This is a genomic window from Hydrogenophaga sp. GW101-3F08, assembly GCF_059424585.1.
In genome coordinates this window covers 167,861-190,010 of record NZ_JBWKZP010000002.1, presented here as the reverse complement: position 1 = coordinate 190,010, position 22,150 = coordinate 167,861, and the positions used below count along the sequence as shown (strand labels likewise).

Below are 22,150 nucleotides of genomic sequence, written 5' to 3'. Positions count from 1 at the left end.
CACCCTGTGGCTACACTCGCCCACATGCACCCCGCCATCGCTCAACACCGCTCCGGCATCTCTGCCATTTGCCAGCGCTACCGCATCAGCCGGCTGGAGGTGTTTGGCTCGGCGGCGCGAGGCGATGACTTTGACCCCGCCCGCAGCGACGCGGACTTTCTGGTCGAGTTTGAGTCGGACGCACGGCCCGACCTGAACAGCTTTTACGGCGCCAAGGCCGAGCTCGAAAAGTTGCTGGGCCGCGGTGTGGACTTGGTGGAACCGGGCGCGGTGCGCAATCCCTTTGTGCTGGCCAGCATCAACCGCCACCGCGAGCCTGTGTATGCAGCGTGACCCACGTGCTTTTCTGTGGGATGTGCGCGAGGCTGCGCAGGCGATCCAATCTTTCACGACAGGTCTGGACGCCACAGCCTATGTGGGCAACGAGCTGGTGCAGGCTGCGGTGGAGCGCAAGTTCGAAGTGATTGGCGAGGCGCTCAAACAACTCACCAAGCTTGATGCCCCCTTGGCAGCTCGCATCCCGGACGTGCCACAGGTCGTCGCCTTCAGAAACCAGCTGATCCACGGCTACGCGACCATCAATCCGGACACGGTCTGGAACATCGCCCAGAACGCTCTGCCAGGTTTGCTGTCGGCCGTTCAGGCTTTGCTGGACGAACTCGGCAACTGATGGGAGGGGGCAGTACATGCCCGGCCCTCACCACCACGTCTACGTGATCGAGCTGCACCTCGACCTGTACGAAGGCTTCCGTACAAACGCCGCGCAGGCGCGCGAGGTGGAGATCGGCATCGACCTGCGCTCGGCGGGGTTTGGGGTGTGGCAGGTCTGAGCTCCACACATGCCCCCATCTCTACATGCACCAAAGGCATGGTTGCCGTTCTCTCGCTTGACGGTTCGCAAGGTGCGTGGAACGCCAGAGGGCCATCCTGCAGGTTCCCCCCTTCAGGAGCACACCATGAAACTGTCTTGCATGGCCAGCCTGGCCGCCTTGTTCATTGCCCTGCCCGCCGCTGCCCAGCCACCGGCGCGCGCCATGGGGCCGGGCAGTATGCCCGTCTTCGCCGATTTCGATGGCAACGGTGACGGCCGCATCACCGAGCCGGAGTTCACCGACGCCCGCAGCAAGCGCATCGCCGAGCGCGCCACCGAAGGCCGCGCCATGCGCGGTTTGAGTCAGGCGCTGGATTTCAAAGACATCGACACCAACGGCGACGCAGGCCTCAGCCGCGAAGAGTTTGACGCCAGCCAGAGCCGGCACGTCCAGAACCGCCCCCTAGAATAATCAGCACCGGTGTTTTCAGGGAGATTTCATGATTCAGATTCGCTCTGTTGCGGCCCTCTGCTTGGTCGCGTGGTTGACGGCCTGCGCCGCGCCGTCCGCCTCCAACACATCCGCCTCTGCATCGTCCGCAGCGACTTGGGCAAAGGAAGCCACGGGCGGACTGCTGACGGCTGAGAAGGGGTCGGTGACGGATCCCGGATGCGCAAACCAGAAGTTGGACTACGAGGTCAAGGCGCTGGCCCTGGACGCTGCCGGGCAGACGCCAGCGATGACGATCACCCGGAGCGGCTCCAGCTGCCTGGGCCGGACCGGTCAGTTGTCCGAGCTGTGGGTCAAGTCGGAGGGACGCTGGGTCCGGCAGTTCTCCTTGAGCGAGGGGGAGATTCGGGCCCTGCCTTCCCGGACCCTCGGACTCGCGGACGTCTCGGTCAGCGGTGGGTCCTGCTCGCCGGTCTGGCGCTGGCAAGGCAGCCGGTACGACATTGGCAAGCGCTGCCCCTGATCTGGAAACACCACGGGGAGGAACGACAACATGCCGACATACGACGAGTTTCTGGAAAAGGTGGCGGCCAAGGAATCGGGCGGTCGATATGACGTCACCAACTCCCTTGGCTACCTGGGCAAGTACCAGATGGGAGAGCCCGCACTGATCGACAGCGGCTACTACCAGAAGGACGGCACCCGCAAGAACGACTGGGCCGGCACCTGGACCGGCAAGGATGGCGTTCGCAGCAAGGACGACTTCCTGGGATCTCCCACCGCCCAGGAGCATGCCATCGGTGACTACATGAAGGTCCAGTGGGGCTACATCCGGCACTACGGTCTCGACAAGCATGTCGGGCAAACCCTGTCGGATGGCGTGAAGATCACGGAAAGCGGCCTGCTCGCCGGGGCCCACCTTCTGGGCGTGGGGGGACTGAAAGACTATGTCACGTCCAACGGCAAGATCGACGGCAAGGACGGCAATGGCACGCCGATCTCGTCGTATGTGAAGAAGTTTGGCGACCACGAAACCCCCTTCGAACCACGGGTCGAGAAAACCGATGGCAACAAGGCAGCGCCCAACCCGGGCAACGAAGCCTGGCACCGGGTGGCCGATCAGATCGGTTCAGGACTGAAGGCTCGCGGCTATTCCGACGAGCAGATCAGGACCATCAGCGAATCCACGCTGGGCCTCGAAACGGCCCACGCGCAGCGCGGACCCGTTGAGCGCTATCTGCTGAGCAAGGACGGCCAAACCATCGCGCTGAAGCACGGCGGCGCGATCTCCGAAATGACAGTGTCGGATGCGCTCTCCCGCACTGCGACGCCTGCGCAGAATGCGCCGCAGCAGGCAATCCAGCCGGCGGCGGAGCGGTCGATGGAAGCACCGGCGGTGACGCGTTAGGGACCACCGGCGTATCGCACATGCGCTGGACGCACGGGACGGTGAGGTGCCGGCCAGCGGCCCCCGTCAATGCATCGCGCCCGCGCCCAACTCGGGGGTCTGTGGACGGTTTTCCAGGGCGCAACGCAGCGCCACGCGCAGGCCACGCACCACGTCGTCGAGCGCCATGCTCGGTGTGCCCTGCTCGGGCAGCCAGGGCACGTGCACGAAGCCGCCGCGCGTGTGGCGCAGCTCGGGCTGGGTGGCCAGGGTGTGCATGAGGCCGTAGAACACGTGGTTGCAGACGAAGGTGCCGGCGGTCTGCGACACCTCGGCGGGCAGGCCTTCGCGCCGCAGCGCGGCGCGCATGGCCTTGATGGGCAGGGTGCTGAAGTAGGCGGCGGGTGCGCCGGGCGCCACGGGGGTGTCGATGGGCTGGGCGCCGGCGTTGTCGGCGATGGGGGCGTCGTCCACGTTGATGGCGATGCGCTCCAGCGAGAAGGCACTGCGGCCACCGGCCTGCCCCACGCACACCACCAGGGCCGGCCGGTGCTGCGCCAGCAACGCCTGCAGGGTGCGCAGCGAGTCGCCAAACACAGTGGGCAGCCGTGCCGCCACGAGGGTGTGGCCCAGCAACCGCCGCCCGTGCAGTGCCTGCACCGCGAGCCAGCTGGGGTTGAGCGTGGCACCGCCGAAGGGGTCAAAGCCCGTGAGCAGCACGCGGGGCCTGGGCTGCAGCGCGCGGGCGTCGGGCGGGTGGTGGTTCGTGGACATGCGCGGTATTCTGACGCGACGCGGGCGATTCGCCCGCGACAACCTTCGGCGCAGGCCCTTGGGCCGGACGCCGACCCGACGCGAGAAGGAGCCCCCATGCCACCTCGAAAGCAGAAGACCGTCGAGCCCGATCAACCCGCGGCCGCAGGCTCGCACCTCGTCGGGCAGGCGATCCTGTCCGTGGTGGGCAGGGTGCCCGCCTCGAAAGAGCGCAAGAGCAAGAACCCGGCGGACGACGCGCGCAAGAAGGCCAACGCGGCGGCGGCCAAGGCGGCGCTGACGGCGGGCGCGCTGGCGCTGCCGCCGGGTTTCGTGGGCTGGCTGACCATCCTCCCCGAGATGGTGGGCGTGTGGAAGATCCAGAGGCAGTTGGTGGCCGACATGGCCGCCCTGTACGGCAAGCAGTCCACGCTGACGCCCGAACAGGTGGTGTATTGCCTGTTTCAGCACACGGCCGCGCAGGGCGTGCGCGACCTGGTGGTGCGCGTGGGCCAGCGCACGCTGGTGCGGCGCGCTTCGCCGCTGCTGATCCGCACCCTCACCCGGCGCATTGGCGCGAAGCTGGCGCAACGGGTGGCGGGCAAGAGCGCGGCGCGCTGGCTGCCGATCGTGGGCGCGGTGGGCGTGGGCGCTTATGCGTATGTCGACACGGCGCAGGTGGCGGCCACGGCGATCGACCTGTTCGAGGGCGTGATCGAGGTGGAGGCGCAGGTGCTGGAGACCAGCCTGTAGGGACCAGGCTCAGGGCTTGGCCAGGCGCTGGCGGATGTCTTTGAGTTTGGCCTGCAGGCGCCGCTGGTGGTCCGGGCCGGTGCGCAGCAGCATCTTTCGCCCGGCCGACTGCGACTCCAGTGCCGGGTCTGCCAGCTCGTAGCGCACCCAGGGGCGCGTGGACGGTACCGAGCCCTTGACCTCCACCAGGGTGACGGTCAGCGGCCCGGTGGGCACCGGTGTGGCGATCAGGTGGTCCAGCACCTCGACCAGCCGGTCGTTGAAGTAGCGGCCCGGAAAACCCAGCTCTTCGTAGGCCTGCTGAAACAGCGGATAAAGGCCGCGGTACAGGTTCACGGCCCGGGCGGTGTCCACCGATTCGATCATCAGCACCAGCGGCGCATAGCGCTGGCTGTTGTCGGGGTGGATGGTTTCCACACCGTTTTCCCCGCGCAGCGTGGTGAAGCGCTGGGGCGTGGGGTTCACGGGCCACACCATCACCGGCGCCTGCGAGCGCGCGAGGTTGTCCACCGTGGCCACCGCGCGCCGCACGAAGCCGTCGAGCTGCAGAAAGGTGAGCACGTTCTTGCGGCCGAGCAAACCCGAGAGCAAGGTGCTGACGTGTTCGTCGGACTCGGCCAGCGCGGGCAGTGGCGCGGGCTCGCCGGCGGTGTCGGCCACCGGGGCTTCGACGGGGTGTTGAATGGCAGGCGGTGTGGGCTCGGGGGCCGCCGGCGCGGGCGGCGCCTCTGGCGCGGTCGCCGAGGGTGCAGCGGCCGGGGCCACCGGTGCGGGCGCGGGCTGGAAATACCGCCAGCCGAAGTAGCCCGCCACGGCGAGCGCGACCAGGGCAGCGATGAGGATGGGTCGCCGGGAAGTCTGTCGGTTCATGGCCTCGTCACCTGGAACACCTCGAAAGGGGGTTGGGAGGCTGCCCATCCTACACTGCGGTTTTTTCTCGCCCAAGCCCTGCCCGCAGCGCCAAGCGCTGCGCACACCTCGAACCCCCATGAACTTCACCGATCGACTCAAGACCCTGCCCGCCACCCACCACCTCGCCGCGCTGCAACTGCTGGACGCGCACGGCGCGGTGCTGGCCACCATCGAAAACCGACCGGGCCAGACCGGTTCGCTGGCGGTGTACGCGGCGCTGGCCGCGCAGCACGGCGGCCGCATCACACCCGAGGCGGCGGCGCTGGGGCTGGACTGGTACGCCGAACACACGGCCGACGCGCGCGCCCACCCGGGCAAGCACCCGAACATCGACCGCCTGCTGGCCTGGGCACAGGGCTCGGCGAGCTATGCGGTGCGGGCGGTGCCCGCGGTGGTCGGTTGAACAAAAAAAAGCGTGCGCGGTCAGTCCGCCCAGCAGACCACGGGGCCGAGCCGGCGTTCGGCCAGGAACACGGCCTCGCGCAGCGAGAGGGCGGCGCCGCCGTCTTGCCAGGGCACGGGTGTGTGGGGTTTGTCGAAGCGGATGTAGTAACACTCCACCTCGCGGTCGCGGGCGAGTTCGGGCGGATCGTCGGCGTCGCCCGTGCCATAGAGGGTGTGGTGGCGCACGATGTGCACGTGGCAGGTGGTCACGCCCGCGAAGAACCACAGACCGTGTTTGACGGCTGGAAGTTGGTCAACGTCTTTCATGTCGCCGCCCCCGCAGAACACGCACGACGGCGGCGGCACCGCCGCGCGGCACCACCCGGATGCGCGGCCCATGATAGGAGCGGGCAGGCCCATCACGCAACGCATGCCCCGCCGCACGACACGACTTTCACGCACTGCAACATGGCGCCCGGGGGAAGAGCGCGTAGAAAGTTCGACGTCCGGTACAGGTCCTGTCGAAATCGGGGCCACTGCTTCGTCGTACCCAGGTGGACGCGTCAGAACCGTCCGCGTCACGATCACCGACCCACCGTTCAAGTTTGAAAGGACACCCACCATGAGCACCGGCACCGTCAATCTGCACCGCGTCTTCGCCGCACCGCCCGAGCGCGTCTACCGCGCCTTCCTCGACCCCGACGCCATGGCCAAGTGGCTGCCGCCGCATGGCTTCACCGGCCGGGTGCTGGAGATGGACGCGAAGGTGGGCGGCCTCTACCGCATGCAGTTCACCAACCTCGGCAACGGCCAGGTGCACGCCTTTGGCGGCAAGTACCTGGAGCTGGTGCCCAACGAGCGCATCGTGAACACCGATGTGTTCGACGACCCGAACCTGCCCGGTCAGATGATCACCACCATCACGCTCAAGGCGGTGTCGGTGGGCACGGAGCTGACGGCGGTGCAGGAAGGCATCCCGGCCGCGATTCCCGTGGAAGGCTGTTATCTGGGCTGGCAGCAGTCGCTGCAGCTGCTGGCGCTGCTGGTGGAGGCGGAGATTCCGCAGGCGTAAGCCCCAGCGCCCGCAGCCGCTGGTGGGCCTCGCTCTCGCGGTCCAGCGGCTGGTGCCGTTTGACGCTGAGGTAGTGGGCGCTGAACACGTCGAGCCAGGCCGCGAGGGTGTCGGCCGCGTGGGTTTCACCGGCCAGCGCCAGGCACAGCGCCGCCACCTCGGAGGTGCAGAAATGGTGCTGGTGCGCCGAGCGGCGCAGGCGGTAGCCGGAGACCTGCTCGGGGTGCAGGCTGAGCACGGGCAGGCGGTCGAGGTAGGGGCTCTTGCGAAACATCTTGCGTGCCTCGGCCCAGGTGCCGTCGAGCAGCACGAACAGCGGGCGTTTGCCGCCGGCCTCGGCTTCGTTGCCCGCGGTCATTTGCAGATCCGAGACCACGCGCTGCGGCGACGCGTATTCGGCCGGAAACACCACGTAGGGCTGCCACTGCGGGTCGGCCAGCAGCGCAACCAGGGCCGGGTCCACCGCCGTGCGGGACCAGCCGAAGGCCCAGGTGTCGGCCACCACGTCGGCGATGAGCCAGCCGGTGTTGCTGGGCTTGAGCGCTTCGATGTCACCCATGATCAGGCAAACGCCCGCGCGCGTGGGCACCGCCGGGCGCAGGGCGCAGATGCAGTGGCTGGCGATCAGGCGGCAGCCGGCGCAGCGCCCGCCGCCCGAGCCGCGGGCCACATAGGGTTTGCTGCTGGCGGCCAGGCGCGCGCTGCGCAGACGGGAGACGGCGTGGTCCGCGTTGGAACTGGCCGACGTGATGGAAGTGGAAGGCATCCGGGAAATGTATGCGCAGCCGCGAGACATGGGCGGGTTGCCGGCCGGCGCTGAAATCTGCCATCATCTTTTGCATGACCCAGCCCCCCGCCCTCACCCCTTCCACCCCCGCCATCCACGGCTGGCATGCCCATGTGTATTTCAACGCCGACACGCTGGCGCAGGCGCGCGCGCTGTGCGAAGCCGCTGCGGCCAGGTTTCCGCTGAAGATGGGCCGGGTGCACGAGCAGCCCGTGGGCCCGCACCCAGACTGGAGCTGCCAGCTGGCGTTCAAGGCCGCGCTGTTTGCCGAGGTGGTCCCGTGGCTCACGCTGAACCGTGGCGGCCTGGTGATCTTCATCCACCCGATCACCGGCAACGACCTGGTGGACCACCGCGACCGCGCCCTGTGGATGGGCGCGGTGCGGCCGCTGGACCTGAGCGTGTTGCCCGAGCGTTCGGTGACCTACGACCTGTGAGCGAGTCGCCCATGCACATCACCACCCTCGAATCCCTGCGCGCCCTCTACGACCCGGTGCGCGAACGCTCGGCCAAGAAGGAACTGCCGCAGCTGGACGCGCACGCCACGCGCTTCATCGGCCTGTCGCCGCTGGTGGTGCTCTCCAGCGCGGGCGCCAGCGGCGCGCAGGACGCGTCGCCGCGCGGCGGTGAGCCGGGTTTCGTGAAGGTGCTGGACGCGCACACGCTGCTGATCCCCGACGCGCCGGGCAACAACCGGCTCGACACGCTGGAAAACATCGTGCAGACCGGCCAGCTCGGCCTGCTGTTTCTGCTGCCGGGCGTGGACGAAACGCTGCGCGTGAACGGCAGCGCGCTGCTGAGCACCGACGAAGCCGACCGCGCGCTCTGCACCGACGCGCGCCGCGTGCCCAAGCTCGTGATCCGCGTGACGGTGCAGGCGTCTTACCTGCACTGCGCCAAGGCGCTGATGCGTTCGTCCCTCTGGGATGCCAGCCGCCACGTGGCGCGCTCGGTGCTGCCGAGCATGGGCGAGATGCTGCGCGACCAGATCGGCGAGCGCCTGAGCGCAGGCGCGCCGGTGGAGACGCAGGAGCAGATGCTGGAGCGGTACCGGCAGACTTTGTAGGCGCAAGCGCGCCGCAGCGGGCCACATGGCATAGTTCGGCAGTCGTTTTTCCTTCCCCGCGCCGGCCTGCGGCAAGATGCTGCGGGTTCAAAAAGGGAGGAAAAACGCATGGCAAGACCATCGAACCGAAGGCGTGGCCGCAAGGGCGCATCGCCGTTTCTGGACAAAGGCCTGGCGGCCACCGTGCTGGGCCTGGGCCTGTTGACGATGTCCGCGGTGCTGGGTGGCAGCCCGGTGCTCAATGCGGTGGCCACGGCGGCGCGAACGCCCGCGTGGTGGGCCATCGGGATCGGCGCGCTGCTGCTGTGTGTGCATGCGCTGCTGAGCCACCGAAAAGACGGGCGCGGCAAAGCCTCCCCCAACGCCACCCAGCCCACGGCTCAGCCACAGAATCCACGCAGTGCAAAGCCGCCCGAACCGGCCACGGCCTCGGTGGCAGGGGAAGCCCAAGGGGTCCGCGACACGGCCACGGCCTGGAGCCCGGCGGTGTTCGCGGCCATCGAATGGCGGCGCTTTGAGGCCGTGTGCGAAGCGCTGTTCGCGCAGGCGGGCTTCGAGGCACGCTCGCAATCGCACGGCGCGGATGGCGGCGTCGACATCTGGCTGCATTCGAAGAACGCCACCGGGCCGGTGTCGGTGGTGCAGTGCAAACACTGGCAGGGCAAGCCGGTGGGCGTGAAGGAACTGCGCGAGTTCTTCGGCGTGATGGCCTCGCACGGGCTCAAGCGCGGCACCTACGCCACCACGTCCACCTACACCGCGGATGCGCGGGCGTTTGCCCAGGCCAATGGCATCAGCGCGCTGGACGGCGCGGGTCTGCTGGACCTGATCGCCCGGCGCACACCCGAGCAACAAAACGCCCTGCTGGCCGTGGCCCACGAAGGTGAATACTGGCGCCCCACCTGCGCCAGTTGCGGGGTGAAGATGAAAGCGCGCCAGTCCGTCGGCGGCGGTGCCCCGTTCTGGGGCTGCGCCAGTTTTCCGCGCTGCCGCCGCACGCTGCCCATGACGAAGGCGGCCGCGGCCCTGATGCCCGGGACCGCAGCGTGAAATACCCCACGCGCCCGTGGACACAAGGCGCTGATAATCGCCCGCATGCCTGTGTCTGAAATCGCTGTCTGGTCCGCCATGCTCGGGGGCTTGCTGACGCTCGCCGGGCTGGCGCTGGCCGATGTGCTGGGCAATCGCAGCATCGGCTCGGCGCGCAATCTGATGTTCGTCGTGGTCACGGGCTCCGCCTGCGTGGTGATGACGGGCCTGCCCGAGGTGTTCTTCCCCGCACTGCCCGAGCAGTTGCTGCGCGTGCTCAAGGCCGGCCTGGGGCCGCTGGCGGGGGCCATGGGCCTGTATTTCGTGGGCACCTGGCTGGGCGGTGTGCGCGAAGACGGCCTGGTGCACCGCCTCACCACCTTCTGGGGGGTGGTGCTCGCCGTGGTCGCGCTGGCGCTGGCCCTGCTGGCGAGCCAGACCGACCGCGAACACTTCCGCCCCCTGCTGATCGCCGCGGCGGCCGTCAACATGGTGCCGGTGCTGATGGCCATGGTGGCGGTGATACGGGCGGCCCAGTTGGGTGACCCGATGGCACGCTGGATGGCGCTGGCCATCGTCTGCCTGGGCGCCATGGTCAGCAGCCACTACCTGCACGGCCTCAAGGTACCGGGCCTGGGCCTGGGCACCCAGCTGTTCACGGCCACCGTCACCGTGGCCTTCTTCCTGATCGCCTCGGTGCTGGGCCTGCTGCGCAACCGGCAGAACCGGCTGCTGGCCCGGCTCTCGCGCCTGCAGGCCGGCGCCGACCCGGCCACCGCCCTGCCCACCGGCTCGGCCCTGCTCTCCCATGTGGAGCATGCCTTCTGGCGCACGGCGCGCCAGCAGAACGAATGCTCCGTGGTCTGCCTGTACCTGAGCAACCTGTACGAACTGGCCGAGTCCGCCGGGGCCGGCGTGGAGCACCAGATCCTGGTGACGGTGGCCGCGCGCATCCACCGCGCGGCCGGCTTCCGCTGCGTGGTGGGGCTGTACCACCCGCGCTGCTTCGTGGTGGTGATCTCGGCCGACCGGCACCAGCCGCCCGTGGGTGAGGTGGTGGCGCGGCTGCGCTCGATGGTGGCCCAGCCGCTCACGGTGCAGAGCGAGAAGCTGTCCCACCACGCGTTCCTGCCCCACCTGGGCATCGGCGTCGTCACCCTCGACCCCAGCAACGCCAAGCCGATGGACGTGCTCAACGAGGCCGAACGCCAGGCCCTGGCCAAGGTGCGCGGGCCCGAGCGGGCCCGCGAACACGACATCGCCACCGCGCCCGCACCGCTGGGCTGAGCCGGCACGGGGCCTGGGGCCCGGGTGCCAAAGTGGCACTGGCTTGTGTTCCGTTCACGGACAGCGGAGATGCCCTGGCACACCTTCGGCAGCGGTCGGCCCCCGCGGCCCCAGGCGGAAAAGTCCAATCAAATCAGGCGCGTTCTCACATTGAGACGCTCCGGCCCCGTGCCGGCACGGAAATTGACACGAAACTGACACCCAACCCTTGCGGGCTGGGTGTTTTTTTGTTCATTCCAACCATGAGGAGACATACATGACTTTGTTGTTTGCACTGGCCGTTGCCATCGGGCTGCTCGCCGTCGTCGCGACCTGGCTGTTTTTCGGGCCGTTGGCCGCCTTCCAGATGCAGGTGTGGCAGGCCTTCGTGGCCTGGGCCAGCTTCTTCCACAACGGCGGCAAGACCGACGGCCTGGTCAAGACCGTGGTGTGCATGTCGTTCGGCGCGCTGGTGGGCATGGCGTCGGTGCTGCTGATCGGCCCGCTGGGCGCGCTGGGCGGCCTGGCCGCGCCGGTGGCCGTGGGTCTGGGCGCGGCAGTGATCGTGCTCGCGGCTCACGTGCCGTTCCTGTCCACCATCCCGTCCAGCGTGTACGGCTTCGCCAGCGTGGCCGGCCTGATCCTGCTGGGCAAGGACATGACGCCGACCGCGGCCATCCTGCCCACCATCCTGTCCATCGCCGTGGGCGCGGCCTTCGGCTGGGCCTCTGAACAGCTGGCGGGCAAGCTGACCAAGTCGGCCTGAGCCGGTTATTTCTGGACCGGGTTGGCGGTGAGCCAGTTGGCCGGGTAGGCCCGCATGAACTCGCGGGCCTTTTCCGGGTGGGCCGTCAACCAGGCGTCGTAGGCGCCCTCGTTCAGCACCGCCGGCATGCGCTTTTCGGCGCCGGGCTGCTGGTAGCGGTGCATCAGGGCGTGGCTGTTGGCGTTCACCGTGAGCAAGGTGAAGCTGATGATGAGCTCGCCATCGGCACCGCTCCAGCGCTCCCACAGCCCCGCCACCCCCATGGGTTTGCCGTCCACGCGCGCGATGCGCGTGGACACGGCCTTGCCGCTGCGAAAGTCGTCTTCGAAAAACGCCATCATCGGCACGATGCAGCGCTGCGCACCCAGCCAGGCGCCGCGCAGGTTGTTGGACGTGGTCACGGTTTCCGAGCGCGCGTTGACCAGCTTGGGTGAGCGCAGCTTGGCGTCGGACGCGGACTTCACCCACGGCGGCACCAGACCAAACTGGCCCGCCACCAGCTCTCGCGCGTGTTCGGGTTTGGCCCCTTCTTCGGCGACCGGGTCCGCCGCTGGCTCCGCTGGCGTGGCGTCCGCGGCCACCGCCCCCCGCTTGCGGATGAACACGGCCGGTTTGCGCGGCCACACGTCGCGCCCCACGCTGCCCGCCGCAGGGGCCGCCACGTCAAAGGCATCGGGGTACAGCGCGTCGAGCTGCACGCTCTCGTAATGAACAGTCATGCGGCCATGCTATCGCACCGGCTGCGCGGGCTCGCTTCGGCAGTCGCCACGATGGGCAGCACAGTACCTCGCGTGCTGCGGCAGGCACTGTCCTGTGGGGGCTCATACTGGGACGGTCGGCGCCTTGCGCCGACTTCGCTGTGCCCACCAGCCTGGGGCCGGCGCGGCCAAACTCGCTGCGTTCGCTGCGCTCTCTCCGCTCAAACAATGGCCGCGAGTCAGAAACGATGCGCGCACTGGCGCGCCCGGCCCCAGGCTGGCGGTCACAGCCTCCCCAGAAATCGCCCCCACCGGACAGCACCTGCCGCAGCAAAGAAGCGTCTGGGTATTCCACCGGTAGTGCGCCAACACCTCTTCTGCCAAGGCGTGCGTGGGCAGGCCGCAGCGCGCCTCGTGAGGCGCCGAGAAGCACAGTGGCCGTGGCCGCGCGCGCAGCGCGCTTCGTTGTCTGACTCGTCGCACTTGTCTGAGCGGAGAGAGCGCCAGCGAACGCAGCGAGTTGTGCGACGGGCCACGGCCGCGAGCATCGCAGGGAAGTCGGCGCATCGCGCCGACCGCCTCACTGAAGCGCTGCGGCCTGCCCGCGCACGCCTTGGCACGCGAGGTGCAACGAACGCCATGGCAACGCCTCACAAAACTCAGGCCATAGCCATGGCCGCCTGGCCGCGCCGCAAACCCGACCACCATTGCAGGTCGGCCAGCAGCAGCACGGTCACGGCCTGCACCGCCAGCCAGGCCTGGCCCAGCGGGGTGGGATGGATCGGGCCGGCCAGCAGCAGCCACACGCAGCCGGCGACCCAGGTCAGGTTGCCCGCCACCAGCAGCATGAGCCCCGCGCGCGATGGCGTGCGCTGCAGCGCCAGGGCTCCCGCGAGCAGCACGAAGAGCACCACCACCAGCCCCGATTCGATCAGCAGGGCCGCGGGCAGGCCCAGCCACAGCACCAAGGCATCGGTGAACGCCAGGTGCAGCGCCGCGCAACCCAGGCCGGTGATGGCATCGGCCCACAGCACGCGGCGCAGGAACGAGGGAGAAGAGAGAGAGACAGCATGGACATGGTTCACTCCTGTGAGGAAAAAACGTCGGGATCGACAGGTCGGCATGCTGGCCCTGCCGGGGCCGTGCGTCGATGACCTGCGAGGTAATGGCCACTGCGCGCGGGCCGCTCTAACATCGCCGCCATGAACCCCGCCGCCCCACTCCCGTCCCCGCCGCGCCGCGCGGCGCCGCCCTCGTTCGGCGACCACCTGCGCCAGTGGCGCCAGCGCCGCCACCTGAGCCAGCTCGACCTCGCGCAGGTGGCCGACATTTCCACGCGGCACCTGAGCTTTGTGGAAACCGGGCGCGCCAGCCCGAGCCGCGAGATGGTGTTGCGCCTGGGCGAGCGGCTGGACGTGCCGCTGCGCGAGCGCAACGCGCTGCTGGTGGCGGCCGGCTTCGCGCCGATGTACCGCGAGCGGGCGCTGAACGACCCCGAGATGGCCGAGGCCCGCGCGGCGGTGGAGCGCATCCTGCATTGCCACGAACCCTGGCCCGCGCTGGCGATGGACCGGCACTGGAACCTGGTGCTGGGCAACCGCATGGTGCCGCCGCTGCTCGCGGGCGTGGCGCCGGCTTTGCTGGCAGGGCCGGTGAACGTGTTGCGCCTGAGCCTGCACCCCGAGGGCCTGGCGCCGCGCATCGCCAACCTGAACCAGTGGCGCCACCACCTGTTCGAGCGGCTGCGCCACCAGATCGCGGCCAGCGGCGACGCCGCCCTGGCCACCCTGCTGGCGGAGTTGCAGACCTACCCGGCACAGGCCGCCAGCGCGGCGCTGCGGCTCGACGGCGAGCACCCGGGCGTGCTCATGCCCTTCCTGTTCCACACGCCCCAGGGCGTGCTCAACCTCGTGAGCACCACCACGGTGTTCGGCTCGCCGGTGGACATCACGCTGCAAGAACTGGCGCTGGAAACCTTCCTGCCGGCCGACGAGGCCACGGCCCGCATCCTGCGCGAGCTTGCGGCCTCTGTGCCCTGAACGCTCAGCCGCTGCTGCGCGCCCGCTCCAGCCCCACCACCATCAACGCGGCCAGCATCACCACCACGCCCACCATCTGGCTGGCGCTGAGCACGCGGCCGTACACCAGCGCGTCCACCGCGATCGCGCTGGCCGGGTAGACGAATTGCAGCACCGCCATGCGGGCCGCCGGCAGGCGGGCCACGCCCGCGTACAGCAGCACATAGGCCAGGCCGGTGTGCACCACGCCCATGCCCGCCAGCCAGCCCCACGCCGGCCCCGGCGCCGGCCAGCCCTGGATCAACGGCCACCACAGCAACACCACGCTGCCCGCCACACACTGCCACCAGGCCAGGGCCAGCGGCGTGGCGCCGCGCGCGCTGCGCACCATGAGCGGCGCCGCAGCGTAGGCCAGCGCCGCGCCCAGTGCCAACGCGATGCCAGCGAAGTACTGCGGGCTGTGCGAGACCGCACCCAGGGCGCCGTCCAGCCAGCCGGTGGCCAGGCCCAGGCCGAGCAGCGCGGCCACGGCGGCCCAGCCCTGGCGGCGGCTGACGCGCTCGCGCAGCCACCAGGCGCCGAACGCCATCACCAGAAAAGGCTGCACGTGCACCACCAGCGTGGCCACCGCCATCGAGGTGCGGGTGATCGCCTCGAAGAACAGCACCCAGCTCGTCACCATCGACAAACCCGCGGCCACGGCGAGCAGCCCGTCGCGGCGCGCCAGGCGCACCTCGCCCCAGCGGCGCGACGCGCTGAACCAGGCGCTCAGGGCCAGGCCACCGAAGGCGCAGCGGAACCACACCGCCGTCAGCGGCGACTGGCCCGCCTCTTCCAGAAACACGCCCAGCGTGCCGAGCAGCAGGCCGCCACCCACCATGAGCCACTGGCCGCCGCGCTCGCGCGCCGAGCGGCTGGCATCGGGGGTTCCGGGGGTTGGGTGGAGGGTAGTGGAAGTGTTCATGCGCCGATGTTCGGCGGCATCAAACATCCCGTAAAGCGCATAATTTGAATGGCATTCATTCGATAAACGAATTCAAAGACAACCATGGCCCGAACCGACCTGCAGATCGACTGGCTGCGTGCCTTCGTGGCGGTGGTGGACGCCGGCTCGCTCTCCGCCGCCGCGCCGTTGGTGCACCGCTCGCAGTCCGCCATCAGCATGCAGCTGCGCAAGCTGGAAGACGCGGTGGGCGGCACCGTGTTGCTGCGCGGCCCGCGCCACCTGGAGCTCACCCCGCTGGGCGCCGAACTGCTGGGCTACGCGCGGCGCCTGCTGACCCTGCACGGCGAGGCGCTGACGGCGCTGAACGGGCCGGTGCTGTCTGGGCGCGTGCGCCTGGGGGTGCCCGACGACTACGCGGTGAGCTACCTCACGCCGGTGCTGCGCAGCTACGCCGCGCGCCACGCCGGGGTGGAGATCGAACTCGACTGCGAGCAGTCCACCGCCCTGATCCCCAAGGTGCAGCGCGGCGAGCTCGACCTGGCCCTGGTCTCGCAGGACCGCCCCACGCGGGGCAGCCTGCTGTTCCACGAGCCGCTGGTGTGGGTGGGCGCGGCGCAGTTCGAGGTGTGGCGGCGCTCACCCCTGCCGATCGCCGTCTACGAGCAGACCAGCCAGGCGCGCCGCTCCACCATCGCGGCCCTCAACGCCCAGCGCCGGGCCTACCGCGTGGTCTACAACAGCTCCAGCCTGGCGGGGCAGCTCGCCGCGGTGGAGAGCGGGCTGGCCGTGGCCGTGCTCACGCGCTGCAGCGCGCCGCCGCACCTGACGGTGCTGGGCGAGCGGCAGGGCCTGCCCGCGCTCGGCTCGATGGCCGTGGCGGCCTACCGCAGCCAAGCGTCCAGGCACCTGCCCGCGGTGGACGCCCTGTTCGCGCAGATGGTGCAGACGCTCGGCAAACCGGGCTGAGCCCCCGCGTCCCGCACCCGGGGGAAGGGTCCCTCGCCCTGGGGAAAGCTGCGACACTTGCCGCGTGACACCGAACACCCCGAACCCCACCCCGCCCCGCGTGCCCCCGGCCACCGTGGACCCGCTGTTCCTGGCCGCGCCCCACGTGTCCACCTTTCTCGGCACCCAGGGACTGACGAACGCCAGCGGTTTCTTCTTCGAACGCGACGGGCGCCTGTACCTGGTGACCAGCCGCCACGTGGTGATCGACGAGGCCACGCAGCACCTGCCCGACCGGCTGGAGATCGAACTGCACCTGGACGCCACCGACCTCACCCGCTCCACCGGCTTGTCCGTGCTGCTGTACCACGAGGGCGTGGCGACGTGGCGCCAGGGGCGCGACAGCGGCGGCGAGATCGATGTGGCGGTGCTGGAGCTCGACCGCAGCCAGTTGCCCGCCACGGCCATCATCCGCGCCTTCTCCCCGGCGCACCTGCAGACCTCGTTCACCTCGGTGCCGGTGGACGCGCCGCTGATGGTGGTGGGCTTCCCGCTGGGCTTTCACGACGCCCTGCACCACCTGCCGGTGGTGCGCCACGCCGCGATCGCATCGCCCTACGGCATCCGCTTCCAGGGCCAGGGCTATTTCCTGACCGACGCGCGCACCCACCGCGGCACCAGCGGCGCGGCCGTGGTGATGCGCGACACGGCACCCACCGTGGAGACCGCCCTGCTGCCCTGGCGGCTGCTGGGCGTGCATTCCTCGCGCATGGACATGGGCAACCGCGACCTGGTGCTCGACGAATCGCTGGGCCTGAACTGCGCCTGGTACGCCGACATCCTGCTCACCCTGACCGAGCCTGCCGAAGCGGCCAGCCCGGGCTGAGCCCATAAACTGCAGGGCATGAACCAGCCCCTGCCCCCACCGGTCCGCGCCGCGGTGCTCGCCAGCCCGGACTACCCCTTCTCCCCCATCAACGCCCCGGTCAAGCTCGACCAGAACGAGTCTTTCGCCGATTTTCCGGCCCATCTGAAGGCCCTGGCGCTGGAGCGCATGCAGCAGTTGCCCTGGCACCGCTACACCGACCTGCACGCCGAGGAACTGACCGCGGCGATCGCCCGCCACGACGGCTGGAGCGCCTCGGGCACCGTGGCCACCACCGGCAGCAATGTGCTGATCGCCCTGCTGGTCCAGCTCGCCGCGCTGGGCGGGCGCGTGCTCACGGTCAAACCCAACTTCGCGCTCTACGCGCTCGACGCCAGCCTGCTCGGCGCCGCGCTCACCGAGGTGCCGCTGCGGCCGGACCACTCGCTGGACATGGACGCGCTCATCGCGGCGCTCGAAACGGACGCGGACGCCGGCACACCGGCGCAGCCGCGCGGCGTGATCTACCTCCCGCGCCCGCATGCGCCCACCGGCTCGCTCTGCGATCTGGACGAACTCGACCGCCTGGCCCGGGCCTGCCCGGGCTGGCTGCTGGTGATCGACGAGGCCTACCACCACTTCACCGACACCGACGCGCGTGCCCTGGCGCGCCGGCACCCGCACGTGGTGCTGCTGCGCACCTTCTCCAAGGCCTGGGGGCTCGCGGGCCTGCGCCTGGGCTATGCGCTGGCCTCGGACGAGGTGGCGCGCCAGCTGCGCAAGCTGGTGCCGCCGTTTGGCGTGTCGGTGCTGCAGACGGTGAGCGCCCTGGTGGCGCTGGAACACCCGGACTACCTGCGCGAGCGCGTGGCCCACACCCGCAGCGAGCGCGAGCGCCTGTTCAACGCGCTGCGGCAGCACCCGACCTGGCAGGTCGCGCCCTCACACGCCAACTTCCTGCTGGTGCGCACCCCGGACGCGGCGCGCGCGCACGCCGACCTGCTGGCGCAGGGCGTGCTGGTGCGCCGGCAGGACAGCCTGCATGGCCTGCAGGGCTGCCTGCGCGTCACCGTGGGCAGCGTGCAGGAAAACGACGCCTTCCTGCGCGCCGCGGGCCTTCATTTGGGCAGCGGCGGCGGCTCCATCGGTGTCGGGGCGGCAGGGGATGGCGGGGCCATCATCGGCGGCGGAGCGGCCATGGGTGCGGGCGCGGGCACCTGAATCTCCAGCTCCTTGATCAGACCGCCCGCGGCCACCGAGCCCGACGCGGTGCCTTCACCACGCGCCATGCGTTCGCACAGCATCTTGTTCTCGGGGGGCAGGCGCTGGCAGCGCTGCAAGGCGTTGCGCGTCAGCTCTTCCGGCGACGCCCCGGTCAGCGGGCGACCGCGCAGCGCCTCGGCCCGCGCCGCACCGGCCTCGCGCAGGCAGGCGCTGCGTTCGTGCTGCGAAGCGCTGTCCAGACAGGCCGCGCGGTCCTGCCGGTAGGTCTCGTCGATGGAGGCCCGGGAAGGTTTCCCCTGGGCCAGCACGGCGGGCGCCAGCGCGATCAGCGCGGCGGCGGCGAGCAGGCCGCGGGCAAAGGGAAGGGACAGGATGGGCATGAGAACTCCTTCGAAAGGGAACAACAACGCGGCGGCAGGCCACCACGGCTCCCCCAAAGTAGCGGTCGCACCACACCGCGTCTGTGCATCAACGCACATTGGACCGGGCTCTGAAAAAGGCGGTGAAAAAAGCGCCTAGGGCGGCACCTCAAACGGTCAACCGAGCCCGGCGCTGACATCGCCCATGTCGGGGCGGGCCGCGGGGTTCGTGTCCAGACACGCTGCGGCGAGACCGGCCAGGCTGTCCAGCTCGGGCAATACCATGGTGCCGGCGCCCTGCGCGTGGGCCACCAGCTCCTCCAACAGACAGCCGAAGGCGCGCACGTCCAGCGCCAGCAGGGCGCAGCGCAGCGCGGGCTGGTCGTCGGGCAGCAGGGTGGCGCCGCCCAAGTCGCTGAGCATGGCGTCGCCGCTGGCCGGGTTCCAGAGGATGTTGTGGGCGTAGAAGTCGCCGTGCATCACGCCGCGCTGGTGCAGGTGGGCCAGCGCGCCGGCCATGGTGCGGGCCACGCGCAGCGCGGCGCTGGCGGACAGGGCGAAGCCGGGCGCGTAGACGTCGCGCGTGCAGCTGTCGAAACTGGGCGGGCCGGCGAGGTTCACCAGCTCGGGCGGCAGCAGCGGCAGCAGCATGCCGCGCGCGCCTTCGGGGTGCCCGCCCAGCTCGGCGCTGGGGGTGCACAGCGCCGGGTGTTGCCCGGCGGCCTGACAAGCAGCGAGTTCGTGTTCGGGCAGGCCGTCGCTGGTGACCGCGCCCTTGAACAGCTTGAGCGCCAGCGCGTCGCCCGCCGCGTCTTCGAGATGCACGCGGTGGATGTGGCCGGAAGCGCCCTCGCCCAGCCGCTCGGCCAGGTGCAGCCGGTCCCAGGCCACGCGGGGCAGCGGCACGGGCGCTGTGCGGTGCCAGCCCAGCGGGTTGCCCGCCAGCGCCAGCCAAGCCAGGCGCGGCAGCTCGGTGAGCCAGCCGGGCAGCGTGGTGAAGCGGTTGGCCGACAGTCGCAGCAGCTCCAGCCGCTGCGCGTTCGCCAGACCGGGCGGCAGCGCATCCAGCCGGTTGCCCGCGAGCATGAGTTTTTGCAGCGCCGGGCGCTGGCCCAGTTCGGCGGGCAGCTGTTCGATGGCGTTGTCGGTCAGGATGAGCCAGCGCAGCTTCGGCGGCAGCGCCGCTGCGGGCACGTGCTGAATGCGGTTGGCCTTGAAGCCCACCATCTCCAGCGCCGGGCAGTCGCCCAGCACTTCGGGCAGGTGGGTGAAGTCATTGCTGGAACAGAAAACGATTTTCAGCCGGTGCAGCCGGCCCAGGTCGGGCGGCAGCTCGCGCAGGCGGTTGCCGGTGAGGTTGAGCACCTCCAGCGTGTCGACGAGGTCGAACACCTCGGGCGGCAGTTCGGTCAGGCCGCAGCTCAGGTCGAGCCGGCGCGTGCCGGCGAGCGCGCCGCTGCGCAGTTGTTCCAGGGTGTGCATGCAGGTAGAAGGTAGTGGGCCGCCCGGGTGGGCCGGGCCAGTCGCCCGATTATCGGAGCCGGGCGGGGCTCACGGCGCATCGCCGTCGGGCTGGTAGACCAGCAGCTCACCGGGCTGGCACTGCAAGTACTCGCAGATCTTCTCCAGCGTCTCGAAGCGCACGCCCTTGACCTTGCCCTGCTTGAGCAGGGACATGTTGGCTTCGGTGATGCCGACGAATTCGGCCAGGTCTTTGGACTTGACCTTGCGCCGCGCGAGCATGACGTCGAGTTGAACGACGATGGCCATCAGACGAAACGCTCGTTTTCTTCCGCCAGCGCCTGCCCCTGGCCGATGACCGCCGCCATGAGCCACACCAGGCCAGCGAAGAAGAAGGTGAACAGGTGGTTGGAACCGATGCCCAGCGCCAGGTGGCGCATGCCCGGCGGGTTGTGCAAGGTGAGCAGCACCGAGGTGGCGGCGGACGCGACGATGGCGGCCAGCGCGGCCGCGGCCACCCAGCCCGCGAAGCGGCGCAGCAGATCGGTGGCCTGCTCGGTGAACACCCGGCCCTGCGCAAACTGCTCAAAGCAGCGCTTGGCCTGCCACAGGCCCACCAGCAGCAGGGCCAGCGGCAGCCCCATGACCAGCGCACCCGCCAGCCGCTGCCAGGGCAACAGCGGCGCACCGATGGCCGAAGCCGGCAGGTTGGCGTGGCCGGCCAGTTGCTCGCCGCCCGCCACGGCCCAGTACGCCACCAGCGCCGCCGGCAGCAACACGATCAGACCCCAGCAGGCCCAGACCATGAGGCGGCTGGTGCGGCGGACGTGCCGCAACGGATCGGTCGGGCGATGGGCGGTGATGGGTCTGGTCATGGTGGGTCCTCGCGGCTGTGCAGGTGGATCAATGGGCGCTCAAAACACGGTCGATTGTGCAGATGGCTGACCGTGCCATGGAGCGTGTGTTTGACATTTAATTATTGTTTTAAGATAATTTATTCTCGTTTAACAAACTCTGTCAAGCCCCATGAAGCGATTTTTCACCTGCCTGGTCTTGTCTGCGGCGCTGGTCGGCTGCGGCGGCATTCCCCTGCGCTCCCTGCCCCGCCTGGTGCAGCTGTCGGGGCAACTGCTGGAGGCCGATCCCGCACAGTTCACGGTCGCGCTGCAGGTGGACGCGCACGTGGTGCCACCGCCGGGCGCGGTGCCGCTGTTGCACATCCAGCTCAAGCCCAAGGTGGAAGGGGCCTTCGCGCCGGTCGACCGCAAACTGCCACTGGCGATGACCACCGCCACCAGCGCCACGCTGGGGCTGGACGCCCCCGGGCCGGGCCGCCGCTGGCTGGTCTACAGCCTGCCGCCGACCACGCAGGCCGAACTGCGGAAGGTTCAGGCGATGGTGAAACAGGCCCAGGCGCAACCGGGCTACCAGCGCGGCGGCACGCTGGCGCTGGGCGTGGAACAGAAAGACCTGGCCGTCACCGACCCCGCGCTGTCCCGCACGCGCTGGGACACCTGGCTGCAGGTGCGCCAGAGCGAGGGCTTTTTCGAGGTCTGGTCCGGCACGCCGGAGCACCTGCGTCAGGCGGCGCAACAGCGCTGAGCCCCAGCGAGCATCCCGCAACACGCACCGCGACGGCCTGAACCGGGCCACGCGCAACGCCGCCAGGGTCTTGCCGCCAGCGTCCGACACGCCGCAGGGCGCCACGGATAATCGGCGCCCATGGATGCCACACTTTCCCTCTTCCCGCTGGGCTGGCAGCACTACCTGCTGGGCGGCCTTTTCATTGGCGCCGGCGTGGCGCTGCTGTACCTGTTCACCGGCCTGGTGGGTGGCATGAGCACGGTGTTCTCCAGCACCTGGTCGTTCGTGGTGCAGCGGCCGTTTTTCCAACAGGCGCGCTTCACCGATTCGCGCGGCTGGCGCCTGGTCTACGCGGCCGGTCTGGTGCTGGGGGCGCTGGTCTGGTGGCTGGTCTTTTCGGACGGCGCACCGCTGACCACCGGCGTGCCGGTGTGGATGCTGCTGCTGGGCGGCTTTTTCGTGGGCTACGGCGCGCGGCTGGGCAACGGCTGCACCTCGGGCCACGGCATCTGCGGCCTGGGTTCGCTGCAGTGGCCCTCGCTGCTGGCGGTGCTGACCTTCATGGCCACGGCCTTCATCACCGCCAACCTCGTTGCCTGGGGGCTGACATGAG

The 22,150-nt window shown here is 69.7% G+C and carries 30 protein-coding genes and 1 pseudogene; 20 read left to right on the top strand and 11 right to left on the bottom strand.

Features of this window, described 5'->3' with window-relative positions; all coding sequences use genetic code 11:
- Nucleotides 1–24 precede the first annotated feature (24 nt).
- The 6 genes from AC07YZ_RS06525 to AC07YZ_RS06500 all read left to right on the top strand — a co-directional run bounded on the left by AC07YZ_RS06525 (nucleotide 25) and on the right by AC07YZ_RS06500 (nucleotide 2,670).
- Nucleotides 25–333, top strand: coding sequence for a nucleotidyltransferase family protein (locus tag AC07YZ_RS06525; RefSeq protein ID WP_226493960.1), 309 nt, complete (start codon nucleotides 25–27; stop codon nucleotides 331–333).
- Complete coding sequence (locus AC07YZ_RS06520) at nucleotides 323–670, top strand: HepT-like ribonuclease domain-containing protein (RefSeq protein ID WP_494794159.1); 348 nt, start codon at nucleotides 323–325, stop codon at nucleotides 668–670. Before AC07YZ_RS06525 ends, AC07YZ_RS06520 begins: the two co-directional genes overlap by 11 nt.
- Nucleotides 671–686: 16 nt before the next feature.
- On the top strand, nucleotides 687–830 hold the full coding sequence (locus AC07YZ_RS06515) for a hypothetical protein (protein WP_226493962.1): 144 nt from the start codon (nucleotides 687–689) through the stop codon (nucleotides 828–830).
- Between the two features lie 126 nt (nucleotides 831–956).
- Nucleotides 957–1,283, top strand: coding sequence for an EF-hand domain-containing protein (locus tag AC07YZ_RS06510; RefSeq protein WP_494794158.1), 327 nt, complete (start codon nucleotides 957–959; stop codon nucleotides 1,281–1,283).
- Between the two features lie 28 nt (nucleotides 1,284–1,311).
- Nucleotides 1,312–1,785 carry a hypothetical protein gene (locus tag AC07YZ_RS06505; protein WP_494794157.1) on the top strand — a complete coding sequence of 158 codons (474 nt, stop codon included), beginning with the start codon at nucleotides 1,312–1,314 and terminating at the stop codon, nucleotides 1,783–1,785.
- 30 nt (nucleotides 1,786–1,815) lie between these two features.
- Nucleotides 1,816–2,670 carry a hypothetical protein gene (locus AC07YZ_RS06500; RefSeq protein WP_494794156.1) on the top strand — a complete coding sequence of 285 codons (855 nt, stop codon included), beginning with the start codon at nucleotides 1,816–1,818 and terminating at the stop codon, nucleotides 2,668–2,670.
- Nucleotides 2,671–2,736: 66 nt separating this feature from the next.
- Here AC07YZ_RS06500 and pcp read toward each other — a convergent pair whose 3' ends face one another.
- A complete protein-coding gene (gene pcp / locus AC07YZ_RS06495) occupies nucleotides 2,737–3,423 on the bottom strand; it encodes a pyroglutamyl-peptidase I (protein WP_494794155.1) in 687 nt (228 codons plus the stop codon).
- Nucleotides 3,424–3,519: 96 nt separating this feature from the next.
- Between pcp and AC07YZ_RS06490 the strand changes: the two genes are divergently transcribed.
- A complete protein-coding gene (locus AC07YZ_RS06490; RefSeq protein ID WP_494794154.1) occupies nucleotides 3,520–4,155 on the top strand; it encodes a hypothetical protein in 636 nt (211 codons plus the stop codon).
- 9 nt (nucleotides 4,156–4,164) lie between these two features.
- Here the strand turns inward: AC07YZ_RS06490 and AC07YZ_RS06485 are convergent, their stop codons facing one another.
- Nucleotides 4,165–5,025, bottom strand: a complete 861-nt coding sequence (locus AC07YZ_RS06485; RefSeq protein ID WP_494794153.1) for a DUF3014 domain-containing protein — start codon at nucleotides 5,023–5,025, stop codon at nucleotides 4,165–4,167.
- 118 nt (nucleotides 5,026–5,143) lie between these two features.
- Here AC07YZ_RS06485 and AC07YZ_RS06480 point away from each other — a divergent pair, with 118 nt between their 5' ends.
- The gene (locus AC07YZ_RS06480; RefSeq protein WP_494794152.1) at nucleotides 5,144–5,470 is read left to right on the top strand and encodes a DUF2322 family protein; all 327 of its coding nucleotides are present in this window, start codon (nucleotides 5,144–5,146) and stop codon (nucleotides 5,468–5,470) included.
- 20 nt (nucleotides 5,471–5,490) lie between these two features.
- On the opposite strand, the gene AC07YZ_RS06475 is transcribed toward AC07YZ_RS06480, so the two are convergent.
- Entirely contained in the window at nucleotides 5,491–5,778 is a 288-nt protein-coding gene (locus tag AC07YZ_RS06475; RefSeq protein WP_226493968.1) for a hypothetical protein, read from the bottom strand.
- Nucleotides 5,779–6,073: 295 nt separating this feature from the next.
- On the opposite strand from AC07YZ_RS06475, the gene AC07YZ_RS06470 reads away from it, so the two are divergent.
- On the top strand, nucleotides 6,074–6,523 hold the full coding sequence (locus AC07YZ_RS06470) for an SRPBCC family protein (RefSeq protein WP_494794151.1): 450 nt from the start codon (nucleotides 6,074–6,076) through the stop codon (nucleotides 6,521–6,523).
- Between the two features lie 4 nt (nucleotides 6,524–6,527).
- Here AC07YZ_RS06470 and AC07YZ_RS06465 read toward each other — a convergent pair.
- A pseudogene (locus tag AC07YZ_RS06465) lies at nucleotides 6,528–7,289 on the bottom strand (tRNA-uridine aminocarboxypropyltransferase); the annotation flags it as partial.
- A gap of 74 nt (nucleotides 7,290–7,363) precedes the next feature.
- Here AC07YZ_RS06465 and AC07YZ_RS06460 point away from each other — a divergent pair.
- From AC07YZ_RS06460 to AC07YZ_RS06440, 5 genes are all read left to right on the top strand, one after another.
- Nucleotides 7,364–7,747 (top strand): DOPA 4,5-dioxygenase family protein, encoded by a 384-nt coding sequence (locus AC07YZ_RS06460; protein WP_226493970.1) that lies wholly within the window; start codon nucleotides 7,364–7,366, stop codon nucleotides 7,745–7,747.
- Nucleotides 7,748–7,758: 11 nt separating this feature from the next.
- Nucleotides 7,759–8,376, top strand: a complete 618-nt coding sequence (locus AC07YZ_RS06455) for an MSMEG_1061 family FMN-dependent PPOX-type flavoprotein (protein WP_494794150.1) — start codon at nucleotides 7,759–7,761, stop codon at nucleotides 8,374–8,376.
- 108 nt (nucleotides 8,377–8,484) lie between these two features.
- Nucleotides 8,485–9,426 carry a restriction endonuclease gene (locus AC07YZ_RS06450; RefSeq protein WP_494794149.1) on the top strand — a complete coding sequence of 314 codons (942 nt, stop codon included), beginning with the start codon at nucleotides 8,485–8,487 and terminating at the stop codon, nucleotides 9,424–9,426.
- A gap of 45 nt (nucleotides 9,427–9,471) precedes the next feature.
- Entirely contained in the window at nucleotides 9,472–10,692 is a 1,221-nt protein-coding gene (locus AC07YZ_RS06445; protein WP_494794148.1) for a diguanylate cyclase domain-containing protein, read from the top strand.
- A gap of 256 nt (nucleotides 10,693–10,948) precedes the next feature.
- Entirely contained in the window at nucleotides 10,949–11,437 is a 489-nt protein-coding gene (locus AC07YZ_RS06440; RefSeq protein WP_226493974.1) for a DUF1097 domain-containing protein, read from the top strand.
- A 5-nt stretch (nucleotides 11,438–11,442) separates the two neighbouring features.
- On the opposite strand, the gene AC07YZ_RS06435 is transcribed toward AC07YZ_RS06440, so the two are convergent.
- Both AC07YZ_RS06435 and AC07YZ_RS06430 read right to left on the bottom strand, forming a co-directional pair.
- The gene (locus tag AC07YZ_RS06435) at nucleotides 11,443–12,156 is read right to left on the bottom strand and encodes an SOS response-associated peptidase (protein WP_494794147.1); all 714 of its coding nucleotides are present in this window, start codon (nucleotides 12,154–12,156) and stop codon (nucleotides 11,443–11,445) included.
- Between the two features lie 638 nt (nucleotides 12,157–12,794).
- The gene (locus AC07YZ_RS06430; protein WP_494794146.1) at nucleotides 12,795–13,220 is read right to left on the bottom strand and encodes a hypothetical protein; all 426 of its coding nucleotides are present in this window, start codon (nucleotides 13,218–13,220) and stop codon (nucleotides 12,795–12,797) included.
- Between the two features lie 117 nt (nucleotides 13,221–13,337).
- On the opposite strand from AC07YZ_RS06430, the gene AC07YZ_RS06425 reads away from it, so the two are divergent.
- Complete coding sequence (locus AC07YZ_RS06425) at nucleotides 13,338–14,174, top strand: helix-turn-helix domain-containing protein (protein ID WP_494794145.1); 837 nt, start codon at nucleotides 13,338–13,340, stop codon at nucleotides 14,172–14,174.
- 4 nt (nucleotides 14,175–14,178) lie between these two features.
- Here the strand turns inward: AC07YZ_RS06425 and AC07YZ_RS06420 are convergent, their stop codons facing one another.
- Complete coding sequence (locus AC07YZ_RS06420; protein WP_494794144.1) at nucleotides 14,179–15,117, bottom strand: DMT family transporter; 939 nt, start codon at nucleotides 15,115–15,117, stop codon at nucleotides 14,179–14,181.
- A gap of 84 nt (nucleotides 15,118–15,201) precedes the next feature.
- Here AC07YZ_RS06420 and AC07YZ_RS06415 point away from each other — a divergent pair, with 84 nt between their 5' ends.
- From AC07YZ_RS06415 to AC07YZ_RS06405, 3 genes are all read left to right on the top strand, one after another.
- Nucleotides 15,202–16,065, top strand: coding sequence for a LysR family transcriptional regulator (locus AC07YZ_RS06415; RefSeq protein WP_494794143.1), 864 nt, complete (start codon nucleotides 15,202–15,204; stop codon nucleotides 16,063–16,065).
- Between the two features lie 64 nt (nucleotides 16,066–16,129).
- Nucleotides 16,130–16,930, top strand: a complete 801-nt coding sequence (locus AC07YZ_RS06410; RefSeq protein WP_226493980.1) for a S1 family peptidase — start codon at nucleotides 16,130–16,132, stop codon at nucleotides 16,928–16,930.
- Between the two features lie 18 nt (nucleotides 16,931–16,948).
- Nucleotides 16,949–18,130 (top strand): pyridoxal phosphate-dependent aminotransferase, encoded by a 1,182-nt coding sequence (locus AC07YZ_RS06405; RefSeq protein WP_494794142.1) that lies wholly within the window; start codon nucleotides 16,949–16,951, stop codon nucleotides 18,128–18,130.
- On the opposite strand, the gene AC07YZ_RS06400 is transcribed toward AC07YZ_RS06405, so the two are convergent.
- From AC07YZ_RS06400 to AC07YZ_RS06385, 4 genes are all read right to left on the bottom strand, one after another.
- Nucleotides 18,028–18,513 (bottom strand): hypothetical protein, encoded by a 486-nt coding sequence (locus tag AC07YZ_RS06400; RefSeq protein WP_226493982.1) that lies wholly within the window; start codon nucleotides 18,511–18,513, stop codon nucleotides 18,028–18,030. The two genes, AC07YZ_RS06405 and AC07YZ_RS06400, sit on opposite strands and share 103 nt — an antisense overlap.
- A gap of 156 nt (nucleotides 18,514–18,669) precedes the next feature.
- Nucleotides 18,670–19,974 (bottom strand): leucine-rich repeat-containing protein kinase family protein, encoded by a 1,305-nt coding sequence (locus AC07YZ_RS06395; RefSeq protein ID WP_494794141.1) that lies wholly within the window; start codon nucleotides 19,972–19,974, stop codon nucleotides 18,670–18,672.
- Between the two features lie 69 nt (nucleotides 19,975–20,043).
- Nucleotides 20,044–20,262, bottom strand: coding sequence for a helix-turn-helix domain-containing protein (locus AC07YZ_RS06390; RefSeq protein WP_226493984.1), 219 nt, complete (start codon nucleotides 20,260–20,262; stop codon nucleotides 20,044–20,046).
- Complete coding sequence (locus AC07YZ_RS06385; RefSeq protein WP_494794140.1) at nucleotides 20,262–20,828, bottom strand: DUF2975 domain-containing protein; 567 nt, start codon at nucleotides 20,826–20,828, stop codon at nucleotides 20,262–20,264. The genes AC07YZ_RS06390 and AC07YZ_RS06385 overlap by 1 nt, the downstream gene beginning before the upstream one ends.
- Before the next feature lie 151 nt (nucleotides 20,829–20,979).
- Between AC07YZ_RS06385 and AC07YZ_RS06380 the strand changes: the two genes are divergently transcribed.
- Nucleotides 20,980–21,555: a hypothetical protein gene (locus AC07YZ_RS06380; protein WP_494794139.1), complete on the top strand. Its 576-nt coding sequence runs from the start codon at nucleotides 20,980–20,982 to the stop codon at nucleotides 21,553–21,555.
- A gap of 120 nt (nucleotides 21,556–21,675) precedes the next feature.
- Nucleotides 21,676–22,149: a YeeE/YedE family protein gene (locus AC07YZ_RS06375; protein ID WP_494794138.1), complete on the top strand. Its 474-nt coding sequence runs from the start codon at nucleotides 21,676–21,678 to the stop codon at nucleotides 22,147–22,149.
- The last annotated feature ends 1 nt before the right edge of the window (nucleotide 22,150 follow it).

Bases quoted from the DNA above. Each gene is read 5' to 3' on its own strand.
- AC07YZ_RS06525 (WP_226493960.1), top strand. From the start codon at position 25: ATGCACCCCGCCATCGCTCAACACCGCTCCGGCATCTCTGCCATTTGC.
- AC07YZ_RS06520 (WP_494794159.1), top strand. From the start codon at position 323: ATGCAGCGTGACCCACGTGCTTTTCTGTGGGATGTGCGCGAGGCTGCG.
- AC07YZ_RS06515 (WP_226493962.1), top strand. From the start codon at position 687: ATGCCCGGCCCTCACCACCACGTCTACGTGATCGAGCTGCACCTCGAC.
- AC07YZ_RS06510 (WP_494794158.1), top strand. From the start codon at position 957: ATGAAACTGTCTTGCATGGCCAGCCTGGCCGCCTTGTTCATTGCCCTG.
- AC07YZ_RS06505 (WP_494794157.1), top strand. From the start codon at position 1,312: ATGATTCAGATTCGCTCTGTTGCGGCCCTCTGCTTGGTCGCGTGGTTG.
- AC07YZ_RS06500 (WP_494794156.1), top strand. From the start codon at position 1,816: ATGCCGACATACGACGAGTTTCTGGAAAAGGTGGCGGCCAAGGAATCG.
- pcp (WP_494794155.1), bottom strand. From the start codon at position 3,423: ATGTCCACGAACCACCACCCGCCCGACGCCCGCGCGCTGCAGCCCAGG.
- AC07YZ_RS06490 (WP_494794154.1), top strand. From the start codon at position 3,520: ATGCCACCTCGAAAGCAGAAGACCGTCGAGCCCGATCAACCCGCGGCC.
- AC07YZ_RS06485 (WP_494794153.1), bottom strand. From the start codon at position 5,025: ATGAACCGACAGACTTCCCGGCGACCCATCCTCATCGCTGCCCTGGTC.
- AC07YZ_RS06480 (WP_494794152.1), top strand. From the start codon at position 5,144: ATGAACTTCACCGATCGACTCAAGACCCTGCCCGCCACCCACCACCTC.
- AC07YZ_RS06475 (WP_226493968.1), bottom strand. From the start codon at position 5,778: ATGAAAGACGTTGACCAACTTCCAGCCGTCAAACACGGTCTGTGGTTC.
- AC07YZ_RS06470 (WP_494794151.1), top strand. From the start codon at position 6,074: ATGAGCACCGGCACCGTCAATCTGCACCGCGTCTTCGCCGCACCGCCC.
- AC07YZ_RS06460 (WP_226493970.1), top strand. From the start codon at position 7,364: ATGACCCAGCCCCCCGCCCTCACCCCTTCCACCCCCGCCATCCACGGC.
- AC07YZ_RS06455 (WP_494794150.1), top strand. From the start codon at position 7,759: ATGCACATCACCACCCTCGAATCCCTGCGCGCCCTCTACGACCCGGTG.
- AC07YZ_RS06450 (WP_494794149.1), top strand. From the start codon at position 8,485: ATGGCAAGACCATCGAACCGAAGGCGTGGCCGCAAGGGCGCATCGCCG.
- AC07YZ_RS06445 (WP_494794148.1), top strand. From the start codon at position 9,472: ATGCCTGTGTCTGAAATCGCTGTCTGGTCCGCCATGCTCGGGGGCTTG.
- AC07YZ_RS06440 (WP_226493974.1), top strand. From the start codon at position 10,949: ATGACTTTGTTGTTTGCACTGGCCGTTGCCATCGGGCTGCTCGCCGTC.
- AC07YZ_RS06435 (WP_494794147.1), bottom strand. From the start codon at position 12,156: ATGACTGTTCATTACGAGAGCGTGCAGCTCGACGCGCTGTACCCCGAT.
- AC07YZ_RS06425 (WP_494794145.1), top strand. From the start codon at position 13,338: ATGAACCCCGCCGCCCCACTCCCGTCCCCGCCGCGCCGCGCGGCGCCG.
- AC07YZ_RS06420 (WP_494794144.1), bottom strand. From the start codon at position 15,117: ATGAACACTTCCACTACCCTCCACCCAACCCCCGGAACCCCCGATGCC.
- AC07YZ_RS06415 (WP_494794143.1), top strand. From the start codon at position 15,202: ATGGCCCGAACCGACCTGCAGATCGACTGGCTGCGTGCCTTCGTGGCG.
- AC07YZ_RS06405 (WP_494794142.1), top strand. From the start codon at position 16,949: ATGAACCAGCCCCTGCCCCCACCGGTCCGCGCCGCGGTGCTCGCCAGC.
- AC07YZ_RS06400 (WP_226493982.1), bottom strand. From the start codon at position 18,513: ATGCCCATCCTGTCCCTTCCCTTTGCCCGCGGCCTGCTCGCCGCCGCC.
- AC07YZ_RS06395 (WP_494794141.1), bottom strand. From the start codon at position 19,974: ATGCACACCCTGGAACAACTGCGCAGCGGCGCGCTCGCCGGCACGCGC.
- AC07YZ_RS06390 (WP_226493984.1), bottom strand. From the start codon at position 20,262: ATGGCCATCGTCGTTCAACTCGACGTCATGCTCGCGCGGCGCAAGGTC.
- AC07YZ_RS06385 (WP_494794140.1), bottom strand. From the start codon at position 20,828: ATGACCAGACCCATCACCGCCCATCGCCCGACCGATCCGTTGCGGCAC.
- AC07YZ_RS06380 (WP_494794139.1), top strand. From the start codon at position 20,980: ATGAAGCGATTTTTCACCTGCCTGGTCTTGTCTGCGGCGCTGGTCGGC.
- AC07YZ_RS06375 (WP_494794138.1), top strand. From the start codon at position 21,676: ATGGATGCCACACTTTCCCTCTTCCCGCTGGGCTGGCAGCACTACCTG.